Annotated in this window: 27 protein-coding genes and 1 pseudogene; 4 read left to right on the top strand and 24 right to left on the bottom strand. The window is 42.9% G+C overall.

Going from position 1 to position 25781, the window contains the following annotated elements; translation table 11 throughout:
• Nucleotides 1–174: 174 nt before the first annotated feature.
• From NLX73_RS01580 to NLX73_RS01570, 3 genes are all read right to left on the bottom strand, one after another.
• Nucleotides 175–705: a GNAT family N-acetyltransferase gene (locus tag NLX73_RS01580; protein WP_061829697.1), complete on the bottom strand. Its 531-nt coding sequence runs from the start codon at nucleotides 703–705 to the stop codon at nucleotides 175–177.
• A 109-nt stretch (nucleotides 706–814) separates the two neighbouring features.
• On the bottom strand, nucleotides 815–1216 hold the full coding sequence (locus NLX73_RS01575) for a VOC family protein (RefSeq protein WP_061829696.1): 402 nt from the start codon (nucleotides 1214–1216) through the stop codon (nucleotides 815–817).
• A gap of 115 nt (nucleotides 1217–1331) precedes the next feature.
• On the bottom strand, nucleotides 1332–4712 hold the full coding sequence (locus tag NLX73_RS01570; RefSeq protein ID WP_254325679.1) for an S-layer homology domain-containing protein: 3381 nt from the start codon (nucleotides 4710–4712) through the stop codon (nucleotides 1332–1334).
• 183 nt (nucleotides 4713–4895) lie between these two features.
• Between NLX73_RS01570 and NLX73_RS01565 the strand changes: the two genes are divergently transcribed.
• Nucleotides 4896–6059: an aminotransferase A gene (locus NLX73_RS01565; RefSeq protein ID WP_254325204.1), complete on the top strand. Its 1164-nt coding sequence runs from the start codon at nucleotides 4896–4898 to the stop codon at nucleotides 6057–6059.
• Nucleotides 6060–6582: 523 nt separating this feature from the next.
• On the opposite strand, the gene NLX73_RS01560 is transcribed toward NLX73_RS01565, so the two are convergent.
• From NLX73_RS01560 to NLX73_RS01530, 7 genes are all read right to left on the bottom strand, one after another.
• The gene (locus tag NLX73_RS01560) at nucleotides 6583–7656 is read right to left on the bottom strand and encodes an ABC transporter substrate-binding protein (RefSeq protein ID WP_028542540.1); all 1074 of its coding nucleotides are present in this window, start codon (nucleotides 7654–7656) and stop codon (nucleotides 6583–6585) included.
• Nucleotides 7653–8474, bottom strand: a complete 822-nt coding sequence (locus tag NLX73_RS01555) for an ABC transporter permease (protein ID WP_254325203.1) — start codon at nucleotides 8472–8474, stop codon at nucleotides 7653–7655. Before NLX73_RS01555 ends, NLX73_RS01560 begins: the two co-directional genes overlap by 4 nt.
• On the bottom strand, nucleotides 8464–9276 hold the full coding sequence (locus NLX73_RS01550) for an ABC transporter permease (RefSeq protein ID WP_254325202.1): 813 nt from the start codon (nucleotides 9274–9276) through the stop codon (nucleotides 8464–8466). The genes NLX73_RS01555 and NLX73_RS01550 overlap by 11 nt, the downstream gene beginning before the upstream one ends.
• Nucleotides 9266–10375 carry an ABC transporter ATP-binding protein gene (locus NLX73_RS01545; protein WP_254325201.1) on the bottom strand — a complete coding sequence of 370 codons (1110 nt, stop codon included), beginning with the start codon at nucleotides 10373–10375 and terminating at the stop codon, nucleotides 9266–9268. The genes NLX73_RS01550 and NLX73_RS01545 overlap by 11 nt, the downstream gene beginning before the upstream one ends.
• 76 nt (nucleotides 10376–10451) lie before the next feature.
• Complete coding sequence (locus NLX73_RS01540; RefSeq protein WP_254325200.1) at nucleotides 10452–11588, bottom strand: N-acetyldiaminopimelate deacetylase; 1137 nt, start codon at nucleotides 11586–11588, stop codon at nucleotides 10452–10454.
• Nucleotides 11589–11770: 182 nt separating this feature from the next.
• Complete coding sequence (dapD, locus tag NLX73_RS01535) at nucleotides 11771–12484, bottom strand: 2,3,4,5-tetrahydropyridine-2,6-dicarboxylate N-acetyltransferase (protein ID WP_013311259.1); 714 nt, start codon at nucleotides 12482–12484, stop codon at nucleotides 11771–11773.
• A gap of 212 nt (nucleotides 12485–12696) precedes the next feature.
• Nucleotides 12697–13605 carry a hypothetical protein gene (locus NLX73_RS01530; RefSeq protein WP_254325199.1) on the bottom strand — a complete coding sequence of 303 codons (909 nt, stop codon included), beginning with the start codon at nucleotides 13603–13605 and terminating at the stop codon, nucleotides 12697–12699.
• Nucleotides 13606–13839: 234 nt separating this feature from the next.
• Between NLX73_RS01530 and NLX73_RS01525 the strand changes: the two genes are divergently transcribed.
• Together NLX73_RS01525 and NLX73_RS01520 are read left to right on the top strand one after the other, a co-directional pair.
• Nucleotides 13840–14784: a DMT family transporter gene (locus tag NLX73_RS01525; protein WP_254325198.1), complete on the top strand. Its 945-nt coding sequence runs from the start codon at nucleotides 13840–13842 to the stop codon at nucleotides 14782–14784.
• A gap of 75 nt (nucleotides 14785–14859) precedes the next feature.
• Entirely contained in the window at nucleotides 14860–15708 is an 849-nt protein-coding gene (locus tag NLX73_RS01520) for a sulfurtransferase (protein ID WP_254325197.1), read from the top strand.
• A gap of 299 nt (nucleotides 15709–16007) precedes the next feature.
• Here the strand turns inward: NLX73_RS01520 and NLX73_RS01515 are convergent, their stop codons facing one another.
• The 12 genes and pseudogenes from NLX73_RS01515 to NLX73_RS01460 all read right to left on the bottom strand — a co-directional run bounded on the left by NLX73_RS01515 (nucleotide 16008) and on the right by NLX73_RS01460 (nucleotide 23354).
• The gene (locus NLX73_RS01515) at nucleotides 16008–16373 is read right to left on the bottom strand and encodes a hypothetical protein (protein ID WP_250260831.1); all 366 of its coding nucleotides are present in this window, start codon (nucleotides 16371–16373) and stop codon (nucleotides 16008–16010) included.
• A gap of 94 nt (nucleotides 16374–16467) precedes the next feature.
• Nucleotides 16468–17094 carry a class I SAM-dependent methyltransferase gene (locus NLX73_RS01510; RefSeq protein ID WP_250260830.1) on the bottom strand — a complete coding sequence of 209 codons (627 nt, stop codon included), beginning with the start codon at nucleotides 17092–17094 and terminating at the stop codon, nucleotides 16468–16470.
• 21 nt (nucleotides 17095–17115) lie between these two features.
• Nucleotides 17116–17571, bottom strand: coding sequence for a DinB family protein (locus NLX73_RS01505; protein WP_250260829.1), 456 nt, complete (start codon nucleotides 17569–17571; stop codon nucleotides 17116–17118).
• A gap of 105 nt (nucleotides 17572–17676) precedes the next feature.
• Nucleotides 17677–17934: pseudogene (locus NLX73_RS01500) on the bottom strand (GNAT family N-acetyltransferase); the annotation flags it as partial.
• Nucleotides 17935–18125: 191 nt separating this feature from the next.
• On the bottom strand, nucleotides 18126–18743 hold the full coding sequence (locus NLX73_RS01495) for a hypothetical protein (protein WP_104411475.1): 618 nt from the start codon (nucleotides 18741–18743) through the stop codon (nucleotides 18126–18128).
• Nucleotides 18744–18950: 207 nt separating this feature from the next.
• Nucleotides 18951–19448 carry a GNAT family N-acetyltransferase gene (locus NLX73_RS01490; protein ID WP_076264712.1) on the bottom strand — a complete coding sequence of 166 codons (498 nt, stop codon included), beginning with the start codon at nucleotides 19446–19448 and terminating at the stop codon, nucleotides 18951–18953.
• A gap of 110 nt (nucleotides 19449–19558) precedes the next feature.
• Complete coding sequence (locus NLX73_RS01485) at nucleotides 19559–20008, bottom strand: hypothetical protein (RefSeq protein WP_250260826.1); 450 nt, start codon at nucleotides 20006–20008, stop codon at nucleotides 19559–19561.
• Between the two features lie 510 nt (nucleotides 20009–20518).
• A complete protein-coding gene (locus tag NLX73_RS01480) occupies nucleotides 20519–21103 on the bottom strand; it encodes a hypothetical protein (protein WP_250260825.1) in 585 nt (194 codons plus the stop codon).
• A gap of 170 nt (nucleotides 21104–21273) precedes the next feature.
• Complete coding sequence (locus NLX73_RS01475; RefSeq protein ID WP_250260824.1) at nucleotides 21274–21687, bottom strand: GNAT family N-acetyltransferase; 414 nt, start codon at nucleotides 21685–21687, stop codon at nucleotides 21274–21276.
• 88 nt (nucleotides 21688–21775) lie between these two features.
• On the bottom strand, nucleotides 21776–22225 hold the full coding sequence (locus NLX73_RS01470) for a GNAT family N-acetyltransferase (protein ID WP_250260823.1): 450 nt from the start codon (nucleotides 22223–22225) through the stop codon (nucleotides 21776–21778).
• Nucleotides 22226–22443: 218 nt separating this feature from the next.
• A complete protein-coding gene (locus NLX73_RS01465; RefSeq protein WP_250260822.1) occupies nucleotides 22444–22656 on the bottom strand; it encodes a hypothetical protein in 213 nt (70 codons plus the stop codon).
• A 128-nt stretch (nucleotides 22657–22784) separates the two neighbouring features.
• Nucleotides 22785–23354, bottom strand: coding sequence for a TetR/AcrR family transcriptional regulator (locus tag NLX73_RS01460; RefSeq protein ID WP_254325196.1), 570 nt, complete (start codon nucleotides 23352–23354; stop codon nucleotides 22785–22787).
• A gap of 239 nt (nucleotides 23355–23593) precedes the next feature.
• On the opposite strand from NLX73_RS01460, the gene NLX73_RS01455 reads away from it, so the two are divergent.
• Nucleotides 23594–24343, top strand: coding sequence for an SDR family oxidoreductase (locus tag NLX73_RS01455; protein WP_254325195.1), 750 nt, complete (start codon nucleotides 23594–23596; stop codon nucleotides 24341–24343).
• Between the two features lie 365 nt (nucleotides 24344–24708).
• Here the strand turns inward: NLX73_RS01455 and NLX73_RS01450 are convergent, their stop codons facing one another.
• Nucleotides 24709–25104: a hypothetical protein gene (locus tag NLX73_RS01450; RefSeq protein WP_254325194.1), complete on the bottom strand. Its 396-nt coding sequence runs from the start codon at nucleotides 25102–25104 to the stop codon at nucleotides 24709–24711.
• 174 nt (nucleotides 25105–25278) lie between these two features.
• Entirely contained in the window at nucleotides 25279–25743 is a 465-nt protein-coding gene (locus tag NLX73_RS01445; RefSeq protein WP_254325193.1) for a hypothetical protein, read from the bottom strand.
• Nucleotides 25744–25781: the final 38 nt, after the last annotated feature.

Here is a 25781-nt window from a genome sequence, read left to right as displayed (position 1 = left end):
CTACGTTCTTCAATTCAGTACAGCCAAATTGACATAAAAAGACCTTCTCTGATCCCCCTCTTCATTATACGTTTCTATTCCCGTGCTTTTCCAGTTGAATAAACGCGGAAAAAGCTATGTAATCCTATGACAAGTTATGATTACCCGTATATACCACACTTATTCGGTAAATGCTCAGCTATGACTTGAATACGGATTTAATGGCTTATAATAATATCGAGTGGCATGAAGCTGACCATCGGCTGATTGAGCATACCCTGGAATAACACCAGCTTCTACGAACCCGATCGACTCGTATAGTCCATTGGAGGGATCACCCACCCGCGTATCTAGCACCAGTAACGTTCTATCCTGACTTAGTGCCTCTTCTTCCGCTGCCTTCATTAACTGTCGTGCGATCCCCAGCCTGCGACCGGACGGATGTACCATAAGCTTTGCAATTTCCGCACGATGAATAGCGTTAGCTTTTTGAGCCAAATGAAGCTGGACCGTCCCTACAGGTACTCCGTCCTTCTCGGCAATCCACAGAACTACGCCGTCCTCAAGTACATTGTTCCAATAAGTTGCTGCTTCCTGATAACCTAATGGGGGTAAGAAACCTATAGATGCACCGTCTGCAACCACGTCGATTAACAGTCGACTTAGCGAATCTACCAGGGCTTCATCCAAAGCCTGAACAGGGTAGACTCTCATTTCGTTAGACATTGTGATTCCTCCCGATGAGTTCGATAATATACAATAAAGAAAGCAAACTATCTTTTTAGGATAGTTTACTTTCCATAATACTTCGCTTACTTCATCATTCTCATTTCCATTACTGCTCTGCCATATAAAAGAACTCCCACAGATGACCATCCAAATCCTGAAAGCTCCATCCATACATAAAACCATGATCTTGAGGTTCGTTTGAGGGCTTGCCGCCCGCTTCCAAAGCCTTGTGGACGATCTCGTCTACCTTTTCTCGGCTCTCCACCGATAAGGCAACAATTGCTTCTGTGCTTTTTGTGGCATCTGAAATTTCCTTTGTCGTGAACGCTTTAAAACGTTCTTCAACCAATAACATGACAAAAATATGCTCACTAACAACCATACAGGTTGCATGTTCATCAGTGAACTGAGCACTGAATTCAAATCCGATGGTAGTGAAAAAATCAATGGACTGTTGCAGATTTTTAACTGGCAAATTCACAAAAATTTGTTTAGCTTTTACTCCCACGACATTTCACCTCTTCATTCGTCATTCATTTTACTTTATCATACTACCTCTCCACAAAAGATAACTTAACTATCGTATAAAGTCAATCAATCTGACATTTGTATAGGGAAATCTCCTATTCCCAATGAAGCTTATCCAGCGTGCGAGATAATACAGCCGCAGCTTCTGCCCTCGTCACGGATGTAGCCGGGCCAAAACGGCCTTTCTCGTCTCCCCTCAGAATGCCTAGTCCAGACAAATTCTTCACAGCCGGAGCTGCCCATGTAGAAATCTCCTGCGCATCCGACAATGATACGGATATACTTTCACTCACTTCTCTTGTTTTTTCTTCTGTGTTCCCAGCGAAGCGCAAGGCTCTCTCTATGATCACAGCCAGTTCCTCCCTCGATACCGGGGTATCAGGACGGAAGCTTCCGTCAGTATAGCCGTTGATCAGCCCAGCTGTTGCTGCGGTACGTACGGAAGCCGCATACCACGATTCGGGTTGAACGTCTTCAAAGCTCGTCAGCGTGCGATCTGTACGCTCCAGTCCAAGCACACGAACCAGCATCGCTGCCAGTTCAGAGCGTCGTACCTGGCCTTCAGGCTCAAAATGCACGTTCGCTAAGTCCCTTTCACGAGTCGCACTAGCTGTAGACGCTGTTGAATGGGTCCCCGTCACAAGCAGGCGAGTCGCCAGCCGTGTAATGTCCTGCTGCGCCCAATGGCCGGATATATCCATGAACGATCTGACTTCACCAGAAGACCCGCCATCAAGCACAGCGTAAGTCCCTCCCGAACGTCCATACACGGTTATTTCCTCACTCGAAGTGTGAAAAGGAACGGGTTGATAGGACAGCTGTCCGACTTGGTTGGTCGATGATACCTTCACTACAGCAAGCTGGTCTGTATCGACCATTGCAGGAACACGTAACAGATAACGTTCATACCCTCTACCAGAGTCTCCGTTACCTGCCAAAAGCTGTTTCCGTCCATCCTCGCTTCTCAGCTCAGCGGCGATATCCAAAGCCTGTAACAGTTTGCGCCCTGTTGGAACATCCAAGCGTTTAGCCAGCTCTTCGTTCGAAGCGATGGAAAAATTCAAAGAAATTTGTTTTACAGGCACCTGCCAGGTATCAGCCAGTTTCTGAAGAGACAAACGACTTGTTGCTACTTCATATCCACCCTGTGGCGTTTCCACTCGAAGGGTACGAATACGGTCGTTCAAGACGGCTCCCAAAGCTTCCCCGTTTAAATGAACCTCGTACGTCCCCGCTTCTACTTGCTCCCCTGCACGGATCACAAGCGTACCCTTCGCACCATTTTGAATGGCCTTTTGTATTTCAGCAGCTGTTACTTGAGCAACTACCTTTTTCAGTCCATTTTGCTCCACTCCGATCATCACAGACTTAACTTGCACCACATTTGTACCAGACAGGCTGCTTCCATTGGGTTCACCACTGGCGGGATGACCCTGCCCATTTACCGTTCCATTCACGTTACCGCTACTGCCATTTCCAACGTTGGCGTTTCCCTCGTTATCCTGCTGATCCTCCTCATCATCGTCATTTCGGCCATTCCCACCATCTGTCGGTGGTTCTTCCGTTTCGCGCGGCACATCTATTTGCGCAACCAACGGATCATGATCACTGACCCGCCCGTCCGCCGCACTAAAGTCTGCATTCATATGAACGATATCCAGCACGGATGTTTGGCTCAGTGACGGGCTGACCAGTATATGATCCAATGTTTGCGAATTACCTTCATAAATATAAGAGTACCGTTCCTTTTCATCCAAATGGTCAATCAGATTGGTCAATTCCTGCCCCCGTAGCAAAGCCAGCGTTTCCGAAAATTGAAAATCATTCAGGTCACCGAGCACCACTATATTGGCCTTAGGGTTTACTTGCAGTACCGACTTTACAAAGCCATTCACAATCGTTGCAATCTTCGCACGCTGTATTTCGCTGCTTCGCACAGGTGGTTGAATTCCTCCAAACGGCGCTTGATCGCCCCCTTTGGAATTAAAATGGTTAGCGACCACAATCACCTGCTGGCCTTCAAACTCAAATTCAGCGGCCAACGGCTTGCGCGAGTCTTCAAATGATGCATTCAGGGGATCAATCCGACCCGGGTTGAGGGAAAGTCCCTGCACTCCATAAGTGACAGACGTAACTGAATCCCCCTTGGGCTTGTCGGTCAGCGTAACACGTTGCGGATTGTACAAGAAGCCAACACGGATGTTGCCACCGGGGGCACCGCCATCCTTATTATTTTCAGGGCCAATATCTGTAAAATTGTATTCCGGGCCTCCATGAGCACGAATCGCCTCTATGAGCACACGGAAGCTTTCGGAAGCGTCTGTGGTGCCATTATCTTTCTCACCGTTATTATCCTGCACTTCCAGCAATCCTATGATATCCGGATGATTCAAATTTACAGCGATAGCCTGCCCCAGCTGATCTATCCGTTTTCCATCACCGGGATCGAAGTTTTCCACATTAAAAGAAGCTACTGTCAGCTTACGATCATCCCCTATCAAACGCGTGTTGGCTGGCTGGAGGCCGCCAGGTACAACATCCGGCATACGCTCAGGCAGCAGCTTATAATTGCTAAAGCTATAGCTCACCACACCTGTGATAGAACCCGCAAAACGATCGCCTGTTTTCAACGGTGTCGAAGGCTTCGCATCAATCAGAATCCGTTGCGGGTTCAGACTTCTTTCTGTCAGCATGAGTCCGCCTGCCTCCGTTACAACCTCACCTGTGTTTGGACCGTTATCAATTCGGACTGGAATTTCATAGCCATAAGGACCAATTACAGTGGCATCCTTCAACTCTACACGCATGCCTTCCAGGCTTTCGAAAAAGTCCAAGCCATCCTCCTGTGGATCAAACACCGTCATTCCGTCATGATCCACAATAGATGTCGGCATCACACGCCCCTGTTCACCTAGCAAAATTGGAGCTGGCAATGGACGGTCATTGGCAATTACCTTAACCGAAGAAGCCACAATTTCTGTGGTCGTCAAGTCGATTGGCTTGCTTGCATATGTTTTTTCCGTGTATTCCTTTACCGAACCGCTAACCCTTACCTCATCCCCTACCTGTGCACCGTGACTAGGCTTGTACACTAAAATGGCCTCGGATGTTTTTTCATCCTGATCCACTTGAGCATCCAACTCTTGGATATAGAAACTGCTCCCCTTCACCATCGTGACAACGCCTTCAATATCCGCTACTTTTTGTCCCTCATATGGAGAACGGTGTGCTGCCCCCTGTACATCGTGGATGCGAAGCTTTTTAGGAAAATAGACATCTGCATATACACTTGCCCCTACAGTTACGGGTGAAGGTTGCACCTCTTTTCCTGCAAAAGATGCAGGCTCTGCCGAAGCTTTTCCACTGGACAACCCTCCCGGTCCTCCAACTGAAAGCACCAGTATGGCACTGAGCCATGTGATCCCGAACCTTTTTAATTTCGTAGGTAATATTTTTTCTATGTATTCTTGTTTCATCAAAAGATACTCCCCTCCCCATTTTTACTATGATTACGCTTACAAATATATTCATCTTTTAAGATACCATAAATTAGTCAATTTAGTACCTTAATTATGTAAAATGAATTCTTCTTGCCGTAGCATATTCAGATCAAATTATTGTAAACTTGTTCTAATACAGAAAAAGGTGGCACATACGCTATGGAGCATTTGCTTAACGATCAGGTTAAAAACATTCAAATCAGCGGCATCCGCAAAATCGCCAACAAAGTTGCAGCATTACCCGGAACCCTGTCATTAACGATCGGACAACCGGATTTCCCTACCCCTGCGCATATTATGGAAGCTGCCCATCGGGCGATTAACGAAGGACGCACCTCCTATACACCTAATCCGGGACTGCCGGAATTACGAGAAGCCGCAGCGGCGTTTGTAGCTCGTAAATACGGCCTGAATTACCGTGGACAGGATGAGGTGATCGTAACGAACGGAGCCAGTGAAGCGCTGGATATTACCTTACGCACGATTTTGTCACCGGGCGATGAAGTCATTCTGCCAGTGCCGATCTACCCAGGGTACGAGCCATTGATCCGCTTGTCAGGCGGCATTCCAGTGTTTGCTGACACCCGCAACAGCGGCTTCAAGCTCACGGCCGAGGTGCTGGAGCCTTATCTGACCGAACGGACAAAAGCAGTCATTCTCGGATATCCTTCGAATCCAACCGGACGAGTAATGAGTCGTGAAGAACTGGAAGCGGTCGCGGATTTACTGAAGGAGCGCGATCTGTTTATCATTTCGGATGAAATATACAGTGAACTTATTTACGAAACACCCCACGTGTCCATTGCAGATCTACCAGGTATGCGGGAGCGCACCATCGTCATTAACGGTCTGTCCAAATCACATTCCATGACGGGATGGCGCATTGGTTTTACACTTGCACCCACTGAAATTACACAGCACATGGTCAAAGTCCATCAGTACAACGTAACCTGTGCTAGCTCGATTAGCCAATATGCTGCCCTGGAAGCCTTGACTGTTGGTGTCGATGATGCACTCCCGATGCGTGAGGAATACCGCAAGCGTCGTGATTATGTACATGGTAGGCTGACAGACATGGGTATCCCGCTGGAGAAACCCGAAGGAGCCTTTTACCTTTTCCCTTCTATCGCCCATTTTGGATTAAGCTCGATGGATTTTACCTTGAAGCTGCTGGAAGAGCATGGAGTGGCTGTCGTACCTGGAGATGCTTTTTCTTCCTATGGCGAAGGATACATTCGCTTGTCCTATGCTTACGGACAGGATGTGCTGGAGCAAGGGTTGGATAAAATAGAGAGGTTTGTTAGGGGAATTGTGAGGAGTTAAGGTGGGAGAGGCGCTACACAGTCCATTTGATCTTCCGATCGCTGTTGCTGGGGGATGCTTGGATTGGATAAAACATTTATAGGTAAGAATCCCACAGCAAAGGCGAACGCTACCGCTTCTCCAGATTCAAATGGCCCACTTCGCTCACTACCCGCCTTAAAGTCCCCCATTCCGCTAACATGTGTATAGAGTAAGGGGAGCGGAAGTACAATACTCACCCGCCTCGCACGGTGAGTAAACATAAAAAAGGCCTCTGTGCCACCCCTACGGGTGGCTCAGAGGCCTTTTCGCTCTTCCACTACTCCCACGGCTATCGGCGTAGGGATTCATGGGTGACTAGCTTTAAGCACGGCGCAGCGGAGGGGGCGGAATGGTGCTGGACAAGCGAAGCGGTCGCCTTTAAATTCCAATTTTAACCTTTATACTTCAAATCATAAAAATCGGAATTTAACAGCGATGGTAAGCACCATCCGCCACCGCAGCGACCTCTAAAGCACCAACCCCTAATCCCAACGCCACTCCCCTACTTTAAATGCATTTTGAATTGCAGGAACAATTCATTGTAATGAGCGAGCATGCGCTTGCCTAGATTGTTGTATACTTCCAGCTTGTCTGTAATTTCGGACGGAGGGTAAAAACGCTCGTCACCAGAGATATCTTCAGGCAACAACTTCTTTCCATCCTCGTTGGGTGTGGAGTATCCTACAAATTCGGCATTTTGAGCGGCTACATCGGGCTGCATCATGAAATTGATGAACTTATGGGCCGCATCCACATGGGTAGCGGTTTTTGGAATAACCATATTATCAAACCACAAGTTGGAGCCTTCATCTGGCACGATGTAATCGAGCTTCTCGTTCTCATCCATGATTTCAGACGCATCACCGGACCATACAACCCCAGCAGCGGCTTCCTCGTTTGCCAGCAGCATTTTAATCTCGTCACCGACAACCGCTTTGACATTGGGCGCTAATTTCTCCAACTTCGTCAAAGCCTGCTGCAAATGTGCCTCATTCGTATCGTTCAAGGAATAGTGAAGGCTGTTCAGTGACATCCCTACGACTTCCCTCGCACCATCAACCAACAGTAGATTATTACGCAGCTTTGGATTCCACAGACCGTTCCAGCTATGAAAATCAATGCCTTTCGTCAGCTCTGGGTTAAACACAATCCCGACTGTACCCCAAAAATACGGCACTGAGTATTCATTATTCGGGTCGAACGAAAGGTTTAGAAAATGAGAATCCACATGCTTCAAATTCGGCAGCTTGCTGTGGTCCAACGGGAGCAACAAGTGCTCCTGCTTCATTTTAGCCAAAGCATATTCCGAGGGAACCGCTACATCAAACGAAGTTCCTCCCTGCTCGATTTTCGTCAGCATCGCCTCATTGGAGTCAAAGGTCTGATAAATGACGGTAATCCCCGTCTCCTTTTGAAACCGTTCCAGCAGCTCAGGATCAATGTAGTCTCCCCAGTTGTACACCGTCAGTGTGTTACCACCGGAGTAGCCTTGACTGGAATTCAACCATGCGGCCACCCCCATCAGCCCAAACGAGATGATGAAAATCGACAGAAACACGCGCACAAGTGACTTCATCTAGGCACCCCCATTTCTGCCGCAGGCTCTTTTTTACCATTACGATTCGCCTTGCGCATAATAAAGTAGTAACCCACCACCAGCAGCACAGTAAATAGGAAAATGAGCGTGGATAGCGCATTGATGGACAGGGAAACCCCTTGCCGGGCACGTGAGTATATTTCCACCGATAAGGTCGAATAGCCACTGCCTGTCACAAAAAAGGTCACCGCAAAATCATCCAGCGAGTACGTTAACGCCATAAAGAAGCCCGCATAAATCCCTGGCTTGATAAAGGGTAGAATCACCTTGGTCAGCACATCCATTCGGCTGGCACCCAAATCATGCGCGGCATCGACCAGAGATGGGCTCATTTCCTGCAACCGCGGCAAAATCATAATGACCGCAATCGGCACACTAAATGCAATATGGGATAATAAAACGGAGTAGAAACCCAGCTTAATCCCGACCATCGTGAACAAAATGAGGAAGGAAGCGCCTATAATGACGTCCGGGTTCACGATCAATACATTATTGAGCGATAGCAGCGTATTTTTGACTCGACGGTTTTGCATCTGATGAATAGCCAGCGCACCCATGATGCCAATAATCGTAGCCAACGCAGACGACAGCAAAGCAATCACCAAGGTGTTAATGACAATAATGATCAAGCGAGTGTCTGCAAACACCTCTTTGTAATATTGAAGGGTAAAACCTTCAAACTCATGCATCGTCCCGCCACTGTTGAAGGAATAGTACATCAAATACAAAATAGGTGCGTACAACACGAGAAAAACAATCACCAAATAAATATTCCCGAATCGATTTTTATTTACCATGCCGCACCCTCCGTTTCGTTCCCGAGGTGAGCAGCATAATAATCCCCATCGCCAAAATCAGGAACACGGCAACCGTAGAGCCCATCCCCCAATCCTGAGTAACCAGAAAATGCTGCTCTATCGCCGTCCCCAGTGTAATCACACGGTTACCTGCAATCAGGCGGGTAATCATAAACAGCGACAACGCTGGAATAAACACAGCCATGCAACCGGATCGCACACCCGCAAGCGTTAACGGGAAAATAACCCTACGAAACGCGGTCCACTTGGAGGCTCCCAAATCTCGGGCAGCATCCAGCAATGAAGGGTTTAACCCTTCCAGCGCGTTATAGATGGGCAAAATCATAAAAGGCACAAAAATATAAACCGATACAAACACAAAGCTGGAGCTGGTAAACAATAATTGCTGACCTCCCAACCCAACCATACCTAACACCGCATTCACCGGGCCATAGGTACCAAATATCCCGATAAAAGCATACGTTTTGAGCAGCAAGTTAATCCAGGTCGGCAAAATAATGAGCAGCAGCCACAGCTGCTTATGTTTGGTACGTGTAAGCAAATATGCCGCCGGGTAAGCAACTAATAGTGAAAATACAGTGATCAGAAATGCATACCAAAACGAGCTGAGCGTCATGCTCAAATAAACGGGTGTCAGAAACTGAGCATAGTTGCTGAATGTGAGATGACCATCCACATCAAATAGTGAATAGTAAAACACAAGTACAACCGGAGCTGCCACGAACAGCACAATCCATAAATAGTAAGGCAGCAGATACGCTGCTCTTGTATTACCGGACATGCTGATCCACCTCTTCATAGGCTTCCAGACGCCGATCAAATTCTTCTTCTGTTTCCCCAAACCGCATCACATGGATCGCTTCCGGGTCAAATCGCAGACCGATTTCACTGCCCAGCTCCGCCTTTTTGGTAGAATGCACGAGCCACTCCTGACCCGAATCATCATAGCAGCTTATTTCATAGTGAACACCACGGAACAATTGGGTATCTACCTTCACACGCAGCTTGCCTTCAGCAACATTCGTAATCTCCAAGTCCTCCGGCCGGATCACAATTTCAATGGGCTCGTTCGGACGTAATCCGCCGTCGACACATTCAAACTGTCGACCGTTAAATTCCACTCGATAATCTGCAATCATCCGTCCTGGGACAATGTTGGATTCGCCGATGAAATCAGCAACAAACCGATTGATCGGCTCATCATAAATATCATTAGGCGTACCACTCTGCTCAATCTTACCTTTGTTCATAACAAAAATTTCGTCCGACATGGCCAGTGCTTCCTCCTGATCATGCGTAACGAAAATAAAAGTAATTCCAAGGCGCTGCTGCATTTCGCGCAAAATGTACTGCATTTCTGTACGCAGCTTTAAATCCAGTGCAGACAATGGTTCATCCAACAAGAGAACATCAGGTTCATTGACGATAGCCCGTGCGATCGCTACACGCTGACGCTGTCCACCGGACATCTCAGAAATTTCCCGCTCACCGTAGCCTTCCAGATTGACAAAGGACAACGCCTGTGTCACCTTCTCCTGAATGTCCTTTTTGTTCATCTTTTTGATTCGCAGGCCGAAAGCTACATTTTCAAACACATTCAGATGCGGAAATAGCGCATAATCCTGAAAAACCGTATTGACCTGCCGCTCATTGGCTGGAACACGATTAATGAGTTTTCCATTTAAATAAATAGAGCCTTCTGTCGGCTCCGCAAAACCTGCAATCATACGCAGAATCGTCGTTTTACCACAGCCGGAAGGCCCCAGCAGTGTATAAAATTTACCACGCTCAATCTCAAAGCTGACGTCCGCCAGCACTGGGGGATCGTTGTCATATTGCTTGGTCACCCGTTCAAATCGGATGATGGTTTGCTCTCCCATAACACCCTCCTTCAAAAAATTCGACTTCATTCCATTTCATTCTTTTCATTAAACCTATTTATTCAGGGCGTATCATTTACCCTTGAGACTTCCAGGTAAAATAGTCTGTCAGCACACGAATGGCTACACCAATCGCTTCCTCCGCAGGCTCCAGCTTGGCATGATGCAAACCATAAGGCGTATCAACACCAAGCCAGAACATCAGACCGGGAATTCGCTCCAGAAAATACCCGAAGTCTTCTCCGGTCATCGCTTCTCCGCATTCAATAAGCTGCACATCTTGCCGATTACGGACCCAGTTCATGAATTCCTCGGTCACCTTGGCTTCATTGTACACTTGCAAATAATTGGAGCCATAATGAATCTCGGCATGACATTCAAATCCAGCCTCCACACCGCGCACTAGTGCTTCAATCCGTGATTTAACCAGCTTCATCGTATCGGCTGACAACGTTCGGATCGTACCCTCCAAACGGGCGGTTTCCGCGATAATATTTTGCTTCGTGCCTCCGCTAACCTTACCCACGGTAATGACCGCTGCATCGAGTGGATTCACATTACGGGCTACAACCGTCTGTAATTGTCCCACCAGCTGACAAGCAGCCACTACCATATCATTCGCCTTGTGTGGATACGCAGCATGCCCACCCATACCCTTCAGATCGATGAAAAGCTCCGACGTATTGGCAAATAGGATGCCCGGGCGAGTCGCAATTGTGCCAACAGGATATTCAGGTGCAACATGTAGCGCGACAATTTCATCGGGTATCCAATCTGCCAGCTCCGTGCTGTCCCGCATAGGCAAGGCTCCGCCCGGCCCTTCTTCAGCCGGTTGAAACAACACAACCAGGTCATCCTTAATCGGATGGCTTGCAAAGTGAGTAACAATTCCCAATCCAATCGTCATATGTAAATCATGTCCACAAGCATGCATATAGCCGGGATGGGTCGAACGGAAATCGTACCCTGTCTCTTCTTCAATCGGCAAACCATCCATATCACAACGGTATCCATAGCGGCGTTCAGGAGCTGTTCCATGAATGAACACTAACACGCCCGTACGCCATGTACGAATGTCCAACCGCTCCTGAGGGAGCGTTTCCAAATAATCCAGCAAATATTGTTGTGTTTTGTATTCCTCAAAACCCGGTTCGGGAATTTGGTGTAAATCCCTTCGTATTTGGACAAAAGAACGATAGTCGACCGTACTCATTGCTGCTACGCCTCCTCTTTATAGCTCATCAGCTCTTATCTGGCAAAAGAACAAAAGGACAAAAGCCCGGCGCAGCCGCCGAGCCTTGTCCGTTGTGCTTCGTCCCTAAGTTATGCTGTCAGTGCATCATGCTTCTGACAAGGAATCGTTCACCTTTGGTACATTAAAAAACTTTTGCCTTCTTACAGAACGCGCAGTTCTTTCAAAATCTCAGTTTTAGATTTGGTCTTATCGTCGACCTGTTTGATCACACGTGCAGGTGTACCCGCCACTACGGAGTATTCAGGCACATCTTCAGTTACGACAGCTCCGGCTGCAACAACTGCACCTTTACCAATTCGCACGCCTTCCAATACAACCGAGTTTGCACCGATCAATACATCGTCTTCTACTACAACTGGCTGTGCAGATGGTGGTTCAATGACACCCGCCAGGACAACGCCTGCACCGATGTGACACATGTTACCTACTTTAACACGACCGCCCAGCACAGCATTCATATCAATCATCGTGCCTTCACCAATCGTAACGCCGATGTTAATCACTGCACCCATCATGATGACTGCGTTGTTACCGATGCCAACCATATCACGAATATATGCGCCTGGCTCAATACGGGCATTGATGCCTTTCAGATCGAGCATAGGAACAGCAGAGTTACGGCGGTCATTTTCCACCACATAGTCTTCTTCTTTCGCGTTTGCGCTATCCAGTACAGGCTTGATATCAGCCCAATCCCCAAATACAACACCACTGTCTCCAGAAATAAAAGCTTGAACATTCTCGCCAAAAGATGCGGAAGCCAAAGCTCCTTTTACATATACTTTAACAGGCGTCTTTTTCTTGCTGTTTTTAATCACGTTGATGACTTCTTGTGTATTCATTTCGATGGACATAGTAAATCTAACAACTCCTTCATCGCTTCATACGACTTCGCAAGCCGGAATGATCTTATTCTCTCATCCTTTATAGCACAAAAGTGCAGGTCTCGCAATTATAGATTAGACCCTTATAGCTCTAACCTAGCCCTTAAAATAACAATTTCCAGTGGCATGACTGCCTTAAATTCATAATTGTAAGTCGCCGACCATCTCACATCAAAGTAGGGTTATTTATTAGCTTGCAGGCTCTCCAGCGATGTATAAATGAAGGATTCGAATCCTTCAGCAGGTTCACCTTGTGGAATGTTCACTTTCACGATGAAACCGCCTGTTTTATTTTCTACAACAATATATTGCTGTGTCATCTTCGAACCGCTCGCTTGTAAGAACAGACGGCTACTGGACAGCGCTTGAGGTACGGCTGCTTTGTCCAGCTTTTGCACCTTGCCGATGGAAGCTAGATCCTTTTCGCCTTCTTTTTGAAGCTCATCCAGATTAAAGTCGGAGGGCAGCTTCGTAATTTCAGCATAATAGTTATCATCTACAGCCAAGGCAACACGGTTTTGATCGGGAAACAGGGACATCGGATCAAACACATACAGTGAATATCCCTCTCCTTTTGCCAATGTTGCTGTCTGCTTTTCCTTTTTTCCTTCAAGGGTAAGCTCAAAAGTTTGAGTCTTCGAGCGTTCTCCGCCTACTGCTTGACCAGAACTTCCGTTTTGATTGCCATCTGTTGCAGCCTCTGTTTTTTGTATTTTCGTTAAAGTCAGTTGCTTCGCCGTCGCGTCGCCCTCTACTGCTTTTTCGTTGTATTCAAACGCCACTGTATCGCCTTCTTTAAGTCCAGCTATTACCGTGTCCAGTCCCTCCCCCAATTGGAAGGATTGGGCTTCGCCATTGGTTTCAATCTCTACCGTATGCGGGTCAGCAGCTCCATTGTATACACCTGTGCCTTTTTTAACCTCCGGCTCAGCGACTGGCTCCGGTTTAACTTGCGGCTGCTGTTGCGTTTGCGGTTGGTCTGCCCCTTGAGGTGCGTTGTTATTGGTTTGCGGTTTCGTTCCACAGGCTGACAGAGCCAGCACTGCCACTACAGTCAGTAGTATGATTGAAAATGTGTTTTGTTTTTTCATAAAATCCACCTCCACATATGATAGACGAGCTTGTGCAGCAAAAGTTCTACGCAGCATCTCACTTAAAATCCTACCTCCTGCTCCCGTTTATAATATTCTCAGGATTTTGCAAAATCCTAATACCACGGGAATGTCAGGTACGGTATAATGGGCTGTATTAAACCTATTTTTCGAGATACCGCTTGGAAGGAACATAGACGTATTTACTTTCTTCCATACGGATGGAGCTGCCACATGAATCAAGCACACAAACCGTCGTTTTCCTTTGAGTTATTGTACATCATAGGTATTATCGCTATTTCGTTCTCCTCGATCTTCGTAAGATGGTCTGAAGCCGAGGTGTCCGTCATCGCTATGTACCGTTTGTACCTAACCAATCTGATCATGCTGCCTTTGGTCTGGAAGTACCGCACTGATCTGTTTAGCCTGACCCGCAAGCAGTGGATGCTGATCCTCTGGTCCGGTATTGCGCTGGGGCTGCATTTTTTGCTCTGGATGGGCTCACTGCGACTGACCACCGTTGCAAGCTCTACCGTTATTATGACATTGGAGCCGATCCTTGTCATGCTCGGTTCTTTTTTGTTTTTCCGGACGGGCACGAATCGCGCTATGCTCATCGGAATGGGTATGGCTTTTATCGGCTCACTGGCCATCGGAGCTGGAGACTTCCATGTCTCGGGACAAGCCCTGCTCGGGGACGCACTGTCCTTCTTGGGTATGGTAGCCGTGTCCATCCATATGCTAATGGGCAAGCATCTACGCGAGCATTTGAGCGCGTTTGTGTATAATTTTTGGGTTTTCGCCATCGCAGCCACATCACTTGCGCTGTATAATATGGTCAATGCCATTCCTTTTACCGGATACGCTCCACGGGAATGGGGACTATTCCTGCTGCTTGCCATTGTGCCTACGCTGTTCGGACATTACCTGTTTAACTGGCTGCTCAAATACATTAACGCCACTGCGGTGTCGATGGCGGTACTCGGCGAACCTGTTATTTCTTCCCTGCTAGCTTGGGTGCTGCTCGGTGAAAGGCTGTCTGCCTTACAATTTGGTGCAGGCTTTTTTATCCTATTCGGGGTATGGATTTTTATCCGATACGGGGCGGATTTTAAAAAGAAAGTCATCCACCAAAGTGAGTTGCCCGACACTGAGCATCCCTTGAAGGCCAGCTCTTAACTTATTTACCCCATTTTCATAAACCATACTCAATGGATTAAATTTACTGTTAAATAAAGGAAGGCGGAATCCTCTATGAAATCCATCGTATCCAAACGCTGGCTGCTGGCCCGATTGTATGAGCCGGACATGATCATTGCCGACTGCCGTTCCCTGCTCGGACAAGCCGGGGCTGGACGGACTCAATTTAATGAAGACCATATTCCAGGGGCAGTTCACTTCGATTTGGAAGAAGACCTTACCGCTCCTCTTGGTGAGCATGGTGGTCGCCATCCATTACCTAATGTGGATACACTTGCCGCACGTCTGAGTCGTGCCGGGATCAACGCATCTTCACGCATCGTCGCTTATGATGATCAAGGCGGTATGATGGCTTCCCGCTTCTGGTGGCTCCTGCGCTATCTCGGGCATGAGCAGGTATATGTGCTGGAAGAAGGCTACAGCGCTTGGAAAGAAGCGAAGTTCCCGGTGACGTCAGACCAGCCGATTCGCATTCCAAGTACATTCACACCGAATGTACAGCCGCAAATGCTCACAAGTATGCAAGAGGTGCACCGTGTATCCAAAGATTCGCTTCCTGGTGGCTCTTCCATATTGATTGATTCGAGAGAGCGGCCTCGCTACCTGGGGCTGGAGGAGCCCATTGATCAAGCAGCGGGGCATATCCCAGGTGCGGTGAATTTCTTTTGGAAAGAAGTATTGGACGAAAAAGGCAGCTTTAAAAATGCGGAACAATTGCAGCAGCACTTTGCTGACCTTGATCCAAACGCAGAAATTATCGTGTACTGCGGTTCCGGCGTATCCGCCTGTCCTAATGTACTGGCCCTGAATGAAGCTGGATTTAGTAAGGTCCGTTTATATCCGGGAAGCTGGAGCGACTGGATCAGTTATAAGGAAAATCCGGTGGCGACCGGAGAGGAATAAAAAGTTTTCAACGGATATACAGGTTCTAAATACAAATACACTGTCCTAAGCGATTAGGCTTACGGCAGTGTATTTGCTTTGTTCAAAAGTACACAAAAAATCAACTTGAGCCGAGTGAAGCGACCTTATACAGAATTCCAAAGCTGATTTTTTTCTACGTCCTGACGATTTGGCGTAAGTTTCTGACTGGTTCCACTTCTCCCGAAATTCTTCTGCCAGATTGAGATGATAGCCGGTACAAAAATACGTTATTACTGGAACTTATTTCGCCTTCGAATAGCATCGCATTGCTCTATGTGCTATACGTTCACCTCATCCCATCTATAAATAACATAGCCGAGTTGACATATAACTAGTAATAAATAAATTACGTTTATACATAGATATATTTTAATTTTTTTCTTGTATTTATGTAAATCTACTTCTTCGTTCACTTCTCTTTTCTTTATTTTCTCTCTCCAACTCATTAATCTTGAGAATTCTACTGCACCTAATACTCCCCATAGCAATGTAAAGACTAAAAATACGGCATTTACTAGAGACAATAATATACCCATTCCTACATCCATTGTTTTTATTGATCTAAAACAAATGTGCACCACTAGTGTCAGACTAAATAATCCCAAGCCTATAATACTTACTATCGGTTTATCCTGCATTCTCATTTTTTTATTCCCTTCGGTCTTTCATATAACGTTTCCATATTCACAACGTCCCAGCGCCTTCGATGTAGTAGAAGTTGCTTGCTTCTTAGAATAGCTATCCAATCTTTTGAACAAATATATATCTTAATTCATATTTTTTCTGTTGTTTTTCTGCATATATCAGAGTCTCTCTTATGGAACCCGTTTCTAATATATTCAAATCATTAAAATGTCCTTTTAAATCTTCTTCAGTAAAGAAGTGAGCATATTTACCTTTCTTGTATTCATATGTTCCTTCTTCAATTTCCCTACCCACACCATTATTAAAATCACAATCAGAAAAACATGTGAAATACATTACTCCCAATTCCTTCAAATGCTTCACGCAATTCTGTATCAGTTTTTTTCGATCTTCTAACAAAAATAAATGCAATAAATCATAACAATATATTCCATCATACCTTTGGCATGTACTAAACTCTAATACCGATTCTTGAATAAAATTCGTTTTTAAGTCCCATTCTTTTGCTAGATTTATAGCTGAACTAGATATCTCAATTCCATCAACCTGAAAATAAGAAGAGAACGCCTTCGTATTTCTTCCATATCCAGCACCAGGAACCAAAATATCATGTACATGATTCTGTTTAAACAAATCTATAGCTTGGGTTACAGTTTGACTTGGTTCACAACCCCAAATCATCCCTTCTTCAGTAAATCTTTTGTTCCAATAATCCCCCATATGATTCACCCGCCTATATACTCACATAGCTCTTCTTTTAAGCTCATCAATCTGTCTGATATGATGTTGATCATGCCAGATAAAATCTCTTAAATATGATATTACAGTAAAGTTCCCGTCAGCATATTCTTTAGTAAACTTATCGTCTTCAAAACTCTCTATACTCTCCAATATCATGTTACGGTACTGAATAGTCATTTTAATTAATTCTTCTTTCGTTTTTGTTTTTCCATATTCAATAGCATCCTGATTAAATTGTTCAAAATCCATATGTGTTAATGTCAAAGGTGTATTGTTTAATATGGGACTTATTGCTGCTTCAAAAAAGTATTTATCCCACAGCAGTATATGACTTACGATATCCTGAACTGACCATTTACCTTCAGCAATCGTTATTTGCCAATCCATGTCACGAATCTCAGAAACAAAACGGATCCATTCTTTGAACTCCTCTAGTAACCTCGACTTCTCATTCATGGTTTCACACTCCTTTTTTCAAATTATTCATTGTTCCTTTGCCATTCATCTGCCAAAATCGCATATTGATATACATTATGCCAAATGGGTTGTCCTTCTTCCGTTTTATAAAAAAATGCTTTCTTGATATGGTGACCTTCTTTTCGCATCAACAAGCGCTCCAAACGATGAAGCGTTTTCTGGATTACACATCGCAATAATCCGATGAGCCTTTAACTCTTCAAATCCATATTGCAATACTCTTCTACTTGCCTCAGTAGCATATCCATTTCCATAGTATCTTGGGTTGAATATGTATCCTATTTCCCATGTTAAAAACTCAAACGATACGGTTTGATTAAAATAAATGTGTCCTATCATTTTATTGTTTTCTCTTAATAATTATCACTTCTGATACGTTTATTTAGCCTTTGCCTGAATTACTTTTAACGATCATTTAAACCCTCTCCATTGAGAATTTTCTGCATACATTTTTAACCCTTGACTCCCGAGTTTTGGATTGTTTAGGTGCAGAAAAATACATAGTAGAACTACTACGACCTTCTATTCTTCATTCATTCTATCTGCTCGTATCCTATCCAGCTCATTTCCTCAATGTTTAATAATTCTTTAAACTCTTCTACTAACTGATGCTTAGATTCCAGTTGTGTATAGTAATTATTATTCAAAATATCGTCTAATTGTTTTATTCGCTCATTATCTAGTTCAAAAAATCTAAATGTTTTTAGATTGCAATTTGTAAACTGTTTTGCTATTTTCTCATTGTATTCATTAGATCTCAGTACTTCTTCAATTAATTCAGTTCTGATTTTGTCCCCTCTAGGGTCGACATATAAAAATTCAATGTGATCTTCCTCTGGATATCTTTCTTCTGCAAGCTTAATAATTGAAGTATCTAATAACACATATGATATATGAAGACTTGCTATCTCTTGTGAATTGTAAACTACACGGTATCCCCAACAGTGATCTTCAAAATTATAAAAATATAACACTGGGATTTTTTCTGAAATTTGAAATAGACTTTCTGGAATTTCTTCACTTTCTTCTGTATCTTTGGTTACGAAAACAAACCATTTGTCATTTAAATCCTCCGCGTATATAGGATCATGCTCAAGAATTGCTTCTTTATATTTCAATAGTGATAAGCTTCCTGAAGTAAATTCACTCATTGTTTTGGCTCCTTTTTGTTTTTTTAGTCATATTTCAGCTAACGTTCTTGCATTCATGAACCCCTAAGGGGTTGTCTGCTGAAATTCCTCTCCGAAATCCACCTCGCAGACCCATACTCCGTAAGGAGCCGCTGCTTGAATATGATGTTAGGCGATACCCTTGATCTCTTTTGAGTTCCTTAAAATAATCCCTATTACTACTGTATTTTAACTTCTCAAATCAACAACCATCGTGATTGATGAATCAACTTTCCCAACTTCTTTAAATCCGAATCTCTCGTAGAGTTTCATTGCCGCTGCATTGCTCGGATCAACACTGAGGGATAATTTTTTTATATTCCTCTTCCTAGCTTCTTTAAATAATTCATCCATTAAGGCCATTCCGATTTTCCTCCCCCTGTATTCTTTTAACAAAGCCATTCCTAGTTCGGGTACATCATTATCAATAAATCCAAATCCCTTATTATCCTCGTTAAAATATCGAACTGTTATTGATCCGACGGGTTCACCCTCATGGTTCATTGCTATAAATCCAAAATCCCCCTCTCTTCCCCAACCTTCAATATACTTTGATATATAAGGGTCTTTTATTATCGCTTTATCGAATGGCTCTTGACCTTCTGGGACAAATAATGATTCATATAACATCTCCCATAAAAAAAACACATCATCTTCTATTATTGGTCGGATTCTGTATTGTATCATTGAAGTTACCTCATTTCTAGATTCTCAAAGGTTTCACCTAACGTTTCTATATTTTCCATAAGAGCCGTAGCTTGAATATTATGTTATGCAATTCCTCCATCCTCTCCGAATCAACGTTCCAAAGATTGGCTTGCTTCTGTTAATTCATCATTTACCTCTAAATATTTCAATGTTTTTTCAATATCGTCGTGGTCCATTGTTTTCGTTATAATTAGATGTTTAATATTAAAGCCTGGTGGTTCCATTTCTTTTTTAAAGTGATTTACTAATTTTTGAGGGGTTGTCACCAAACTCCAACGTTCACTTCCATCCGAAAAAGTAAGGGTCACCTCCACCAAATCAAATTCCTTTGGATCATCATCAAACTTCCATCTTTCTAAAAAAGGCACTTCTATATTTCCTTCAATAAAATGAGCTTTTGATATCCAAACTGCTTTTCCATGGTTTCCAATAATTCTATACTTGTCCCTATCTTCTTTTTTTACGATGTATTTATTGCCTCTTGTAAGTGCATGAGCATAAACGCCTATACTCATACAAGTTATGATTGGTCCCTCCATCAATTCACTTCCATACCGTATTTAATTTACTGAGGTTTCGCATAACGTTCCTGTATTCATGAACCCCAAAGGGGGTGTCTGCTGAAATTCCTCTTCGAAATCGACCTATCAGACCAAGGCTCCGTCAGTAGCCGCTGCTTGAATATGATGTTATATGACGGTACTTTGGACTACTTTCAAAATACATTATTTCTTTAAGTATTTTCCCATGTTCTTTTTCGACTTGAATTTTATAATCATTGTTTGTCATCTATGAAGCATCTCCTTGAGAGTTATTCATCATACTGTCATATAACGTCATGTATTCACGGCCTTCACTGCCTCAACCAACCGAAAGGAGCGGCTGCGACGCAGTTAGGCAGTAAAGGGTTATCCGGCTGAATATACTCTCCTGCTAATGAATCTACTTCTTCGAAACCGCTACTTTAAACTTCGGTCCGGACCAAGAAGTCATAGCCGCACAGCGTTGAATATGTTGTTATAGGATAGGGACGCCTACTGATATACTTACTAATATTCTTCAAATTTATATTTTGTTAATTTATTTATTTCAATTACTTGTTCTTTATTAAAATAGCCCATTAGGCAACCTTGATCTAAAATTGAAATATACAATTCCATGGATTGTTCAGTCTTTATTAGTTCGTTAAATTTCTTGAATATCTCCATATCCAACCAATCATCATCTACTTTCATTTCCCATCTGATAAGTTCATTCATATATTCAAAAGAGACCCATGCAGTATCATTCTGAATATCTACGTAATCCGTTATATTATTTAAATTAAGTTTTGTCATATTCTCTAATCGTATTATTATTCTTGCATAGTCTCCATGGTCCTCAATACATTCAGTATCTAAATACCAAATTTCCTCAGATACATTTATAAATTCACCATTCACTTCAACTTCTCCACCTAAAGTAAGTAGTAGCAAGTTGTAGGGATCTTCTTCATATTCATTTCTCGAAAATTCTTCCAAAAGTAATTCTTTCTTTAAATCTGCACTCATGAAGATGCCCAATTCAGAAAGTTTGTTTAGTTGATCTTCAAATATTATTTTCTTCTGCTTAAATAAACCAAACAACTTAAACACCTTCTTTTTATGGTTTGCGTCCCTTTTCTATAACGCTTGTATTCATGAGCTCCGTCAGGGGTTGTCTGCTGAAATGCCTTCTCGAAATCCAACCAGACCTAGGCTCCATTGGAGCCGCAGCCTGAATATTATGTTGTCAGATGTCAGTGCCTTCCATGATTTACTCAACGTCAATTTTTGTTCAACTCCTTTGTCAGTATTATTTCCAGAGGTTCGTTCTCAAGCATTAAACATCCAGCATCTCTATATCCAAGCTTTCTATAAAAATGTTGAGCTTCTTCATTTGAGAGTGTTGAGGTCATGACCATTTCAAATCTTTTTTGTTTCATTAATTCTTCCCAATAGTGGACAACTTTTTTACCAATACCTGTTCCTCTATACTCCTCATCTATCCATATCATATTCATAAATGGTGTGTTGTCCCAAAAAAATCCGTATCTCATCCAACCTATTTCTTGATTGGATTCTCTAATTATTAGAATTTCATTTTCTTTTATTTTTGGTCTTATCAGTGTCTTATGTATGTGCTTGTCTCTTAACGAGATATACTCATAATCTGATTCAATCGCAAAATCAATCTTCATTGTAAATCCTCCCTTCACTCTTCTCATTGAATATCTTCTTGGTAACACTTAGCACTGATGTCTCATAACGTTTGTACATTACATAAGTTTATAAAGTCTTTTTAAAAATGTATAAGTCACCTTCTTCTCTAACTTTAGTAAACCCACACTTTGAATAGAAGTGATGATTCTTCACACTCCAGCTAGGAGTATCCAGCCACCATTCAGTGCTGTCTGGAAATTTACTTTCAATTTTCTCCATCACCTTCGTTCCGATTCCTTGATTTTTAAAATTTGGATCAATAAAGATTCTTCCTAGATTATGCACTTGATTACATTCTACGAATATCATTGCTCCCCCGATTATTTCTCCATTAAAGAGTACCTTGAAATATTCGCAATTTTGCATCATCTCTTCTTGCCAACTTATGGAGTCATATCCTGTTGGCCCAACGGTTTCGTTATTCTTAAAATGCTTTGAATCATCCTCAAAACTGGCCTTTTGTATTTCAGCAAGTTTTTGTGCATCATTTTTTCTAGCTTTTTCTAATGTCAGCACCAAACATACCTCCATTGTCTTTTTATTATTTCCTTGCACAGGTTTCGTCTAACCTTCCCGTATTCATGAACCCCAAAGGGGTAGTTTGGTAAAATGCCTCCCCGAATTCCATCCCAGCAGGCCAAAGCTCCGTGAGGATTCGATGCTTGAATATTATGTTATCAGAAGTTACCGAACTTCTTCACTATGCATTCAAAATCAATCTGCAAATTTTTTTATCAGCGAATTTTCTTATATGGTCTTTTTTCATTTTGTAGTTTGATTATTAGTTCATATGCATCTCTTTCACTTTTCTGAGCTTTTAGTGACTCTTCTTCTGTTATTTCTATTTCTATCATTTGAACCACTATTCCACCAGCATCAAAAATAATGAATATTCCCCCATCTCTTCGAATTATATTAATCCCATAATTGGCAAAGAGTATATTCATAAAGTGACCTCCAGTTCTTTCGCGTTCTTTATACTATAGCTTTTAGTACTTTTGAGATCTTATTATTATGTTTTAGTAATTCAAGAATTTCTGATAACGTTTGTGTATAAAGCCTCTAAATTAGAGGCTCATATGGACGATGTTCGTTCGTGTCCCTCGACACCACAGTTCAGCAAATTCCAAAATTGTTCAACCATGACCGATGCCGGATATGGCATCGAACGGGTAATCCACCATTCCACTACCCCCACCGCTGCTGAAATTAAAAATTGCACCGTAATGTCCCTGTTCATTTCCTGATCGAGGTTGATCGAATCCAGATGCTCGCTCAGACTTTGCCGAAACATGGTCTCCATTTGGTTCCGAAAAACCGTACTTCCCTTGTTTGTTAGCATTCTAGAGTAGAATGAAGCATGCTGCTCCAAATATTCAAACGTGCGCAGTAGTGCGGTTTTGGAAGGGAGATGAAAGAAATTATCTTCAGACATACAATTGCGCAGTAACTCGTTAATTTGAGCTTCCATGCATTGATCGCGTAGATCGTACTTGTCAGCGAAATGCAAATAAACCGTTCCGCGATTGACATTCGCTTCCTCCGCAACTTGATTGATCGTGATTCTCTCGAATTCCTTTTCTGACATCAGCCTCATAAAAGCATCAATAATGGCTTGCCTCGATTTTTGAATACGCCTGTCCATATCCTTCTCCCCTTTGTACCATCCGAAAAAATGAACACTTCGAAGTCCTCTGTTGAAGAATCAACAACCACGCTTGTTTTAACCATTGAACCCCATATACCGCTCTGATACATTCACTTTATAAAATTTATGTTGATGATTCAACATATGTTCAATTTTAGAGGAGCCATACTCATGAAAGCTATTGTTTTACAATGTTTGGATAATTTAATTTACATTGAATTAGGAGGGTTTAAAAATTGAAACTTACAGGAAACACGATTTTTATTACAGGCGGCGGTTCGGGAATTGGACGTGCGTTAGCAGAAGCTCTCCACAATCTTGGAAACAAAGTTATTATCTCCGGTCGACGTAAAGAGCGTCTGGAGGAGACGATCAAAGCGAATCCCGGCATGTCCGCAGTGGAATTGAATGTACAAGATCCTGCCAGCATAAAGGCGGTCGCCAAGCAGTTAATCGAAGAATACCCGGATGTTAATGTCTTGATTAACAACGCTGGCATCATACAGTCCGATGACGCGGCGGGTGTGATCGATGAGGATGTTTTGATTTCGACTGTCACTACAAACTTGCTAGGTCCCATTCGGTTGACTTCTGCATTCATCGAGCATTTGAAGTCCAAAGAAGAAGCGGTCGTCATCAACACGACTTCAATACTTGGATTTGTACCGTTAGCAACAACTGCTGTATATTCCGCGACGAAGGCAGCACTTCATACCTATACGCTGTCCCAAAGGTACATGCTTAAAGACACATCGGTCAAAGTAATAGAAATTGTGCCCCTATGGGTTCAAAGCAACAACGATGAACCGCGTGCGATGCCACTTGCTTCATTCATTGATGCAACAATAAAGATACTTGGTACAGATACAGACGAAGTTCTGGTGGAAGAAGCGAAAATGTTTCGAAATAACCCTGGCCCGAACGAAGGTGTTTTTGTGACCCAGCTTAACGATAGGATGAATTCTGAACCTCCAAAGATCCATTGATCCATCTGTAATTCAGTTTTTAAAATTTAAGCGAACATGAAGTAGACACTCAGCTCCGTCTACTTCATGTTCATTTTATTGCAACTTGCACGTGGAGTAAGAAAAAGTGCCAAGCGGTCACACCCATGTTTACCTCTTAAATAATTTCGTTGATTTCACATAACGTTGGGCATTCCTGAAGTTCAAGCAGTTTAAGGTGACCATTGGGAATACTCGTCAGACTTAACAGGTCGAATGTGTCCGGTGAATCCGCTCCTCCGAAACGCCTCTTCCGGGCCAAGGGTTGGGCTTGTCCCGACCGCTGCGTTGAATGCGATGTTAGATGATGTGTCACCCACTTCTTAGAGTTGCATTGAAAGTAATTATTATTCTTGTTTCCATTTATGTGTTTCGAGTAGTTTTCCAGTTTCATAATAATACTTTATTACTTCAAGCATAGGAATTAATTCTATACAAATGTTATCGCAATAATTGCCTAACTGACCACCAGCAACCAGAAGAATTTCTCTGTTCCCCTGTTTATCGTTCATAAGAGTATATATATTACCATCAATTGTAATAGACACTATAAAATATTCCGGTCCGCCTCCAACCAATGCTGAATCTGAATCTGTATCTGATACCTCAAAAAAAACTAATGTAAATTTATCTCCATCGAGTTTTTTTAAAAAACTTAAAGTGTCTGCCCACGTAGGATTCATAACTATTTCTTCATTGAATGTGGTCCCATTCCATTCATCAATACTAATAGACTTTATCATTTTTTCTTCTTATCCTTTTTAGATGGTTTTATTTATCTGGGTGCTTTCATCTAACGGTTCCGCCTCTATGACGTGACCTGACCCTAGATAGCTTATCTTAGGTCAGGTCGTGTGTTATCTGAATATGCTTCTGTGCTTGACACCTAATAACTTACTAGAACTTCTTTCAAAGTGTCAAATCCCTAGATTTAATATTATTAAGTCGTCATTATCTTCAACTAGATTACATAAGGTAATTAGTTCAGAGAGAATTTTTAATAAATTAGCTTTTCTTACTTCAATTTTTTCATATTCACCTTTATCGATTTGGTCTCTCCAAAAATAATTCCCTGTTAACTTTATTTCATTTGGAGCATTTTTAAATATCTCATACCAACCTGTAATAATTTTCTTTAGTACACTCGCTCCATTTGAATACATAACTGTTAACCCACAGTAATTCAAACCGAATCTATTTTCAGTTTCATTTGGTATCCACTTTAATGTATCTGAAAAATACTGAAAGAGTTCATCATCTAATTCAACTAAATAATCGATACCTGATTTTCTTTTATTAATTCTCCCATTGTTATTCCTAACAATTTGATTTAATTCAAAGCCAATTTTAGGAGCTATAAGAAACTCATGAATTAATGGCATTCTATTCACCTGTTTTCTTAAATGCTAGTCTTTCAGAT

It is taken from the genome of Paenibacillus sp. CH40 (assembly GCF_024213605.1).
GTDB lineage: Bacteria > Bacillota > Bacilli > Paenibacillales > Paenibacillaceae > Paenibacillus > Paenibacillus polymyxa_B.
Note: the sequence above shows the minus strand (reverse complement) of the source record. Positions and strands in the feature narration are given on the sequence as shown.

What these genes read in the sequence shown, in the direction of transcription:
- NLX73_RS01580 (WP_061829697.1), bottom strand. Translation starts at nt 705, where the DNA reads ATGTCTAACGAAATGAGAGTCTACCCTGTTCAGGCTTTGGATGAAGCC.
- NLX73_RS01570 (WP_254325679.1), bottom strand. Translation starts at nt 4,712, where the DNA reads ATGAAACAAGAATACATAGAAAAAATATTACCTACGAAATTAAAAAGG.
- NLX73_RS01565 (WP_254325204.1), top strand. Translation starts at nt 4,896, where the DNA reads ATGGAGCATTTGCTTAACGATCAGGTTAAAAACATTCAAATCAGCGGC.
- NLX73_RS01560 (WP_028542540.1), bottom strand. Translation starts at nt 7,656, where the DNA reads ATGAAGTCACTTGTGCGCGTGTTTCTGTCGATTTTCATCATCTCGTTT.
- NLX73_RS01555 (WP_254325203.1), bottom strand. Translation starts at nt 8,474, where the DNA reads ATGGTAAATAAAAATCGATTCGGGAATATTTATTTGGTGATTGTTTTT.
- NLX73_RS01550 (WP_254325202.1), bottom strand. Translation starts at nt 9,276, where the DNA reads ATGTCCGGTAATACAAGAGCAGCGTATCTGCTGCCTTACTATTTATGG.
- NLX73_RS01545 (WP_254325201.1), bottom strand. Translation starts at nt 10,375, where the DNA reads ATGGGAGAGCAAACCATCATCCGATTTGAACGGGTGACCAAGCAATAT.
- NLX73_RS01540 (WP_254325200.1), bottom strand. Translation starts at nt 11,588, where the DNA reads ATGAGTACGGTCGACTATCGTTCTTTTGTCCAAATACGAAGGGATTTA.
- dapD (WP_013311259.1), bottom strand. Translation starts at nt 12,484, where the DNA reads ATGTCCATCGAAATGAATACACAAGAAGTCATCAACGTGATTAAAAAC.
- NLX73_RS01530 (WP_254325199.1), bottom strand. Translation starts at nt 13,605, where the DNA reads ATGAAAAAACAAAACACATTTTCAATCATACTACTGACTGTAGTGGCA.
- NLX73_RS01525 (WP_254325198.1), top strand. Translation starts at nt 13,840, where the DNA reads ATGAATCAAGCACACAAACCGTCGTTTTCCTTTGAGTTATTGTACATC.
- NLX73_RS01520 (WP_254325197.1), top strand. Translation starts at nt 14,860, where the DNA reads ATGAAATCCATCGTATCCAAACGCTGGCTGCTGGCCCGATTGTATGAG.
- NLX73_RS01515 (WP_250260831.1), bottom strand. Translation starts at nt 16,373, where the DNA reads ATGAGAATGCAGGATAAACCGATAGTAAGTATTATAGGCTTGGGATTA.
- NLX73_RS01510 (WP_250260830.1), bottom strand. Translation starts at nt 17,094, where the DNA reads ATGGGGGATTATTGGAACAAAAGATTTACTGAAGAAGGGATGATTTGG.
- NLX73_RS01505 (WP_250260829.1), bottom strand. Translation starts at nt 17,571, where the DNA reads ATGAATGAGAAGTCGAGGTTACTAGAGGAGTTCAAAGAATGGATCCGT.
- NLX73_RS01495 (WP_104411475.1), bottom strand. Translation starts at nt 18,743, where the DNA reads ATGAGTGAATTTACTTCAGGAAGCTTATCACTATTGAAATATAAAGAA.
- NLX73_RS01490 (WP_076264712.1), bottom strand. Translation starts at nt 19,448, where the DNA reads ATGATACAATACAGAATCCGACCAATAATAGAAGATGATGTGTTTTTT.
- NLX73_RS01485 (WP_250260826.1), bottom strand. Translation starts at nt 20,008, where the DNA reads ATGGAGGGACCAATCATAACTTGTATGAGTATAGGCGTTTATGCTCAT.
- NLX73_RS01475 (WP_250260824.1), bottom strand. Translation starts at nt 21,687, where the DNA reads ATGAAGATTGATTTTGCGATTGAATCAGATTATGAGTATATCTCGTTA.
- NLX73_RS01465 (WP_250260822.1), bottom strand. Translation starts at nt 22,656, where the DNA reads ATGAATATACTCTTTGCCAATTATGGGATTAATATAATTCGAAGAGAT.
- NLX73_RS01460 (WP_254325196.1), bottom strand. Translation starts at nt 23,354, where the DNA reads ATGGACAGGCGTATTCAAAAATCGAGGCAAGCCATTATTGATGCTTTT.
- NLX73_RS01450 (WP_254325194.1), bottom strand. Translation starts at nt 25,104, where the DNA reads ATGATAAAGTCTATTAGTATTGATGAATGGAATGGGACCACATTCAAT.
- NLX73_RS01445 (WP_254325193.1), bottom strand. Translation starts at nt 25,743, where the DNA reads ATGCCATTAATTCATGAGTTTCTTATAGCTCCTAAAATTGGCTTTGAA.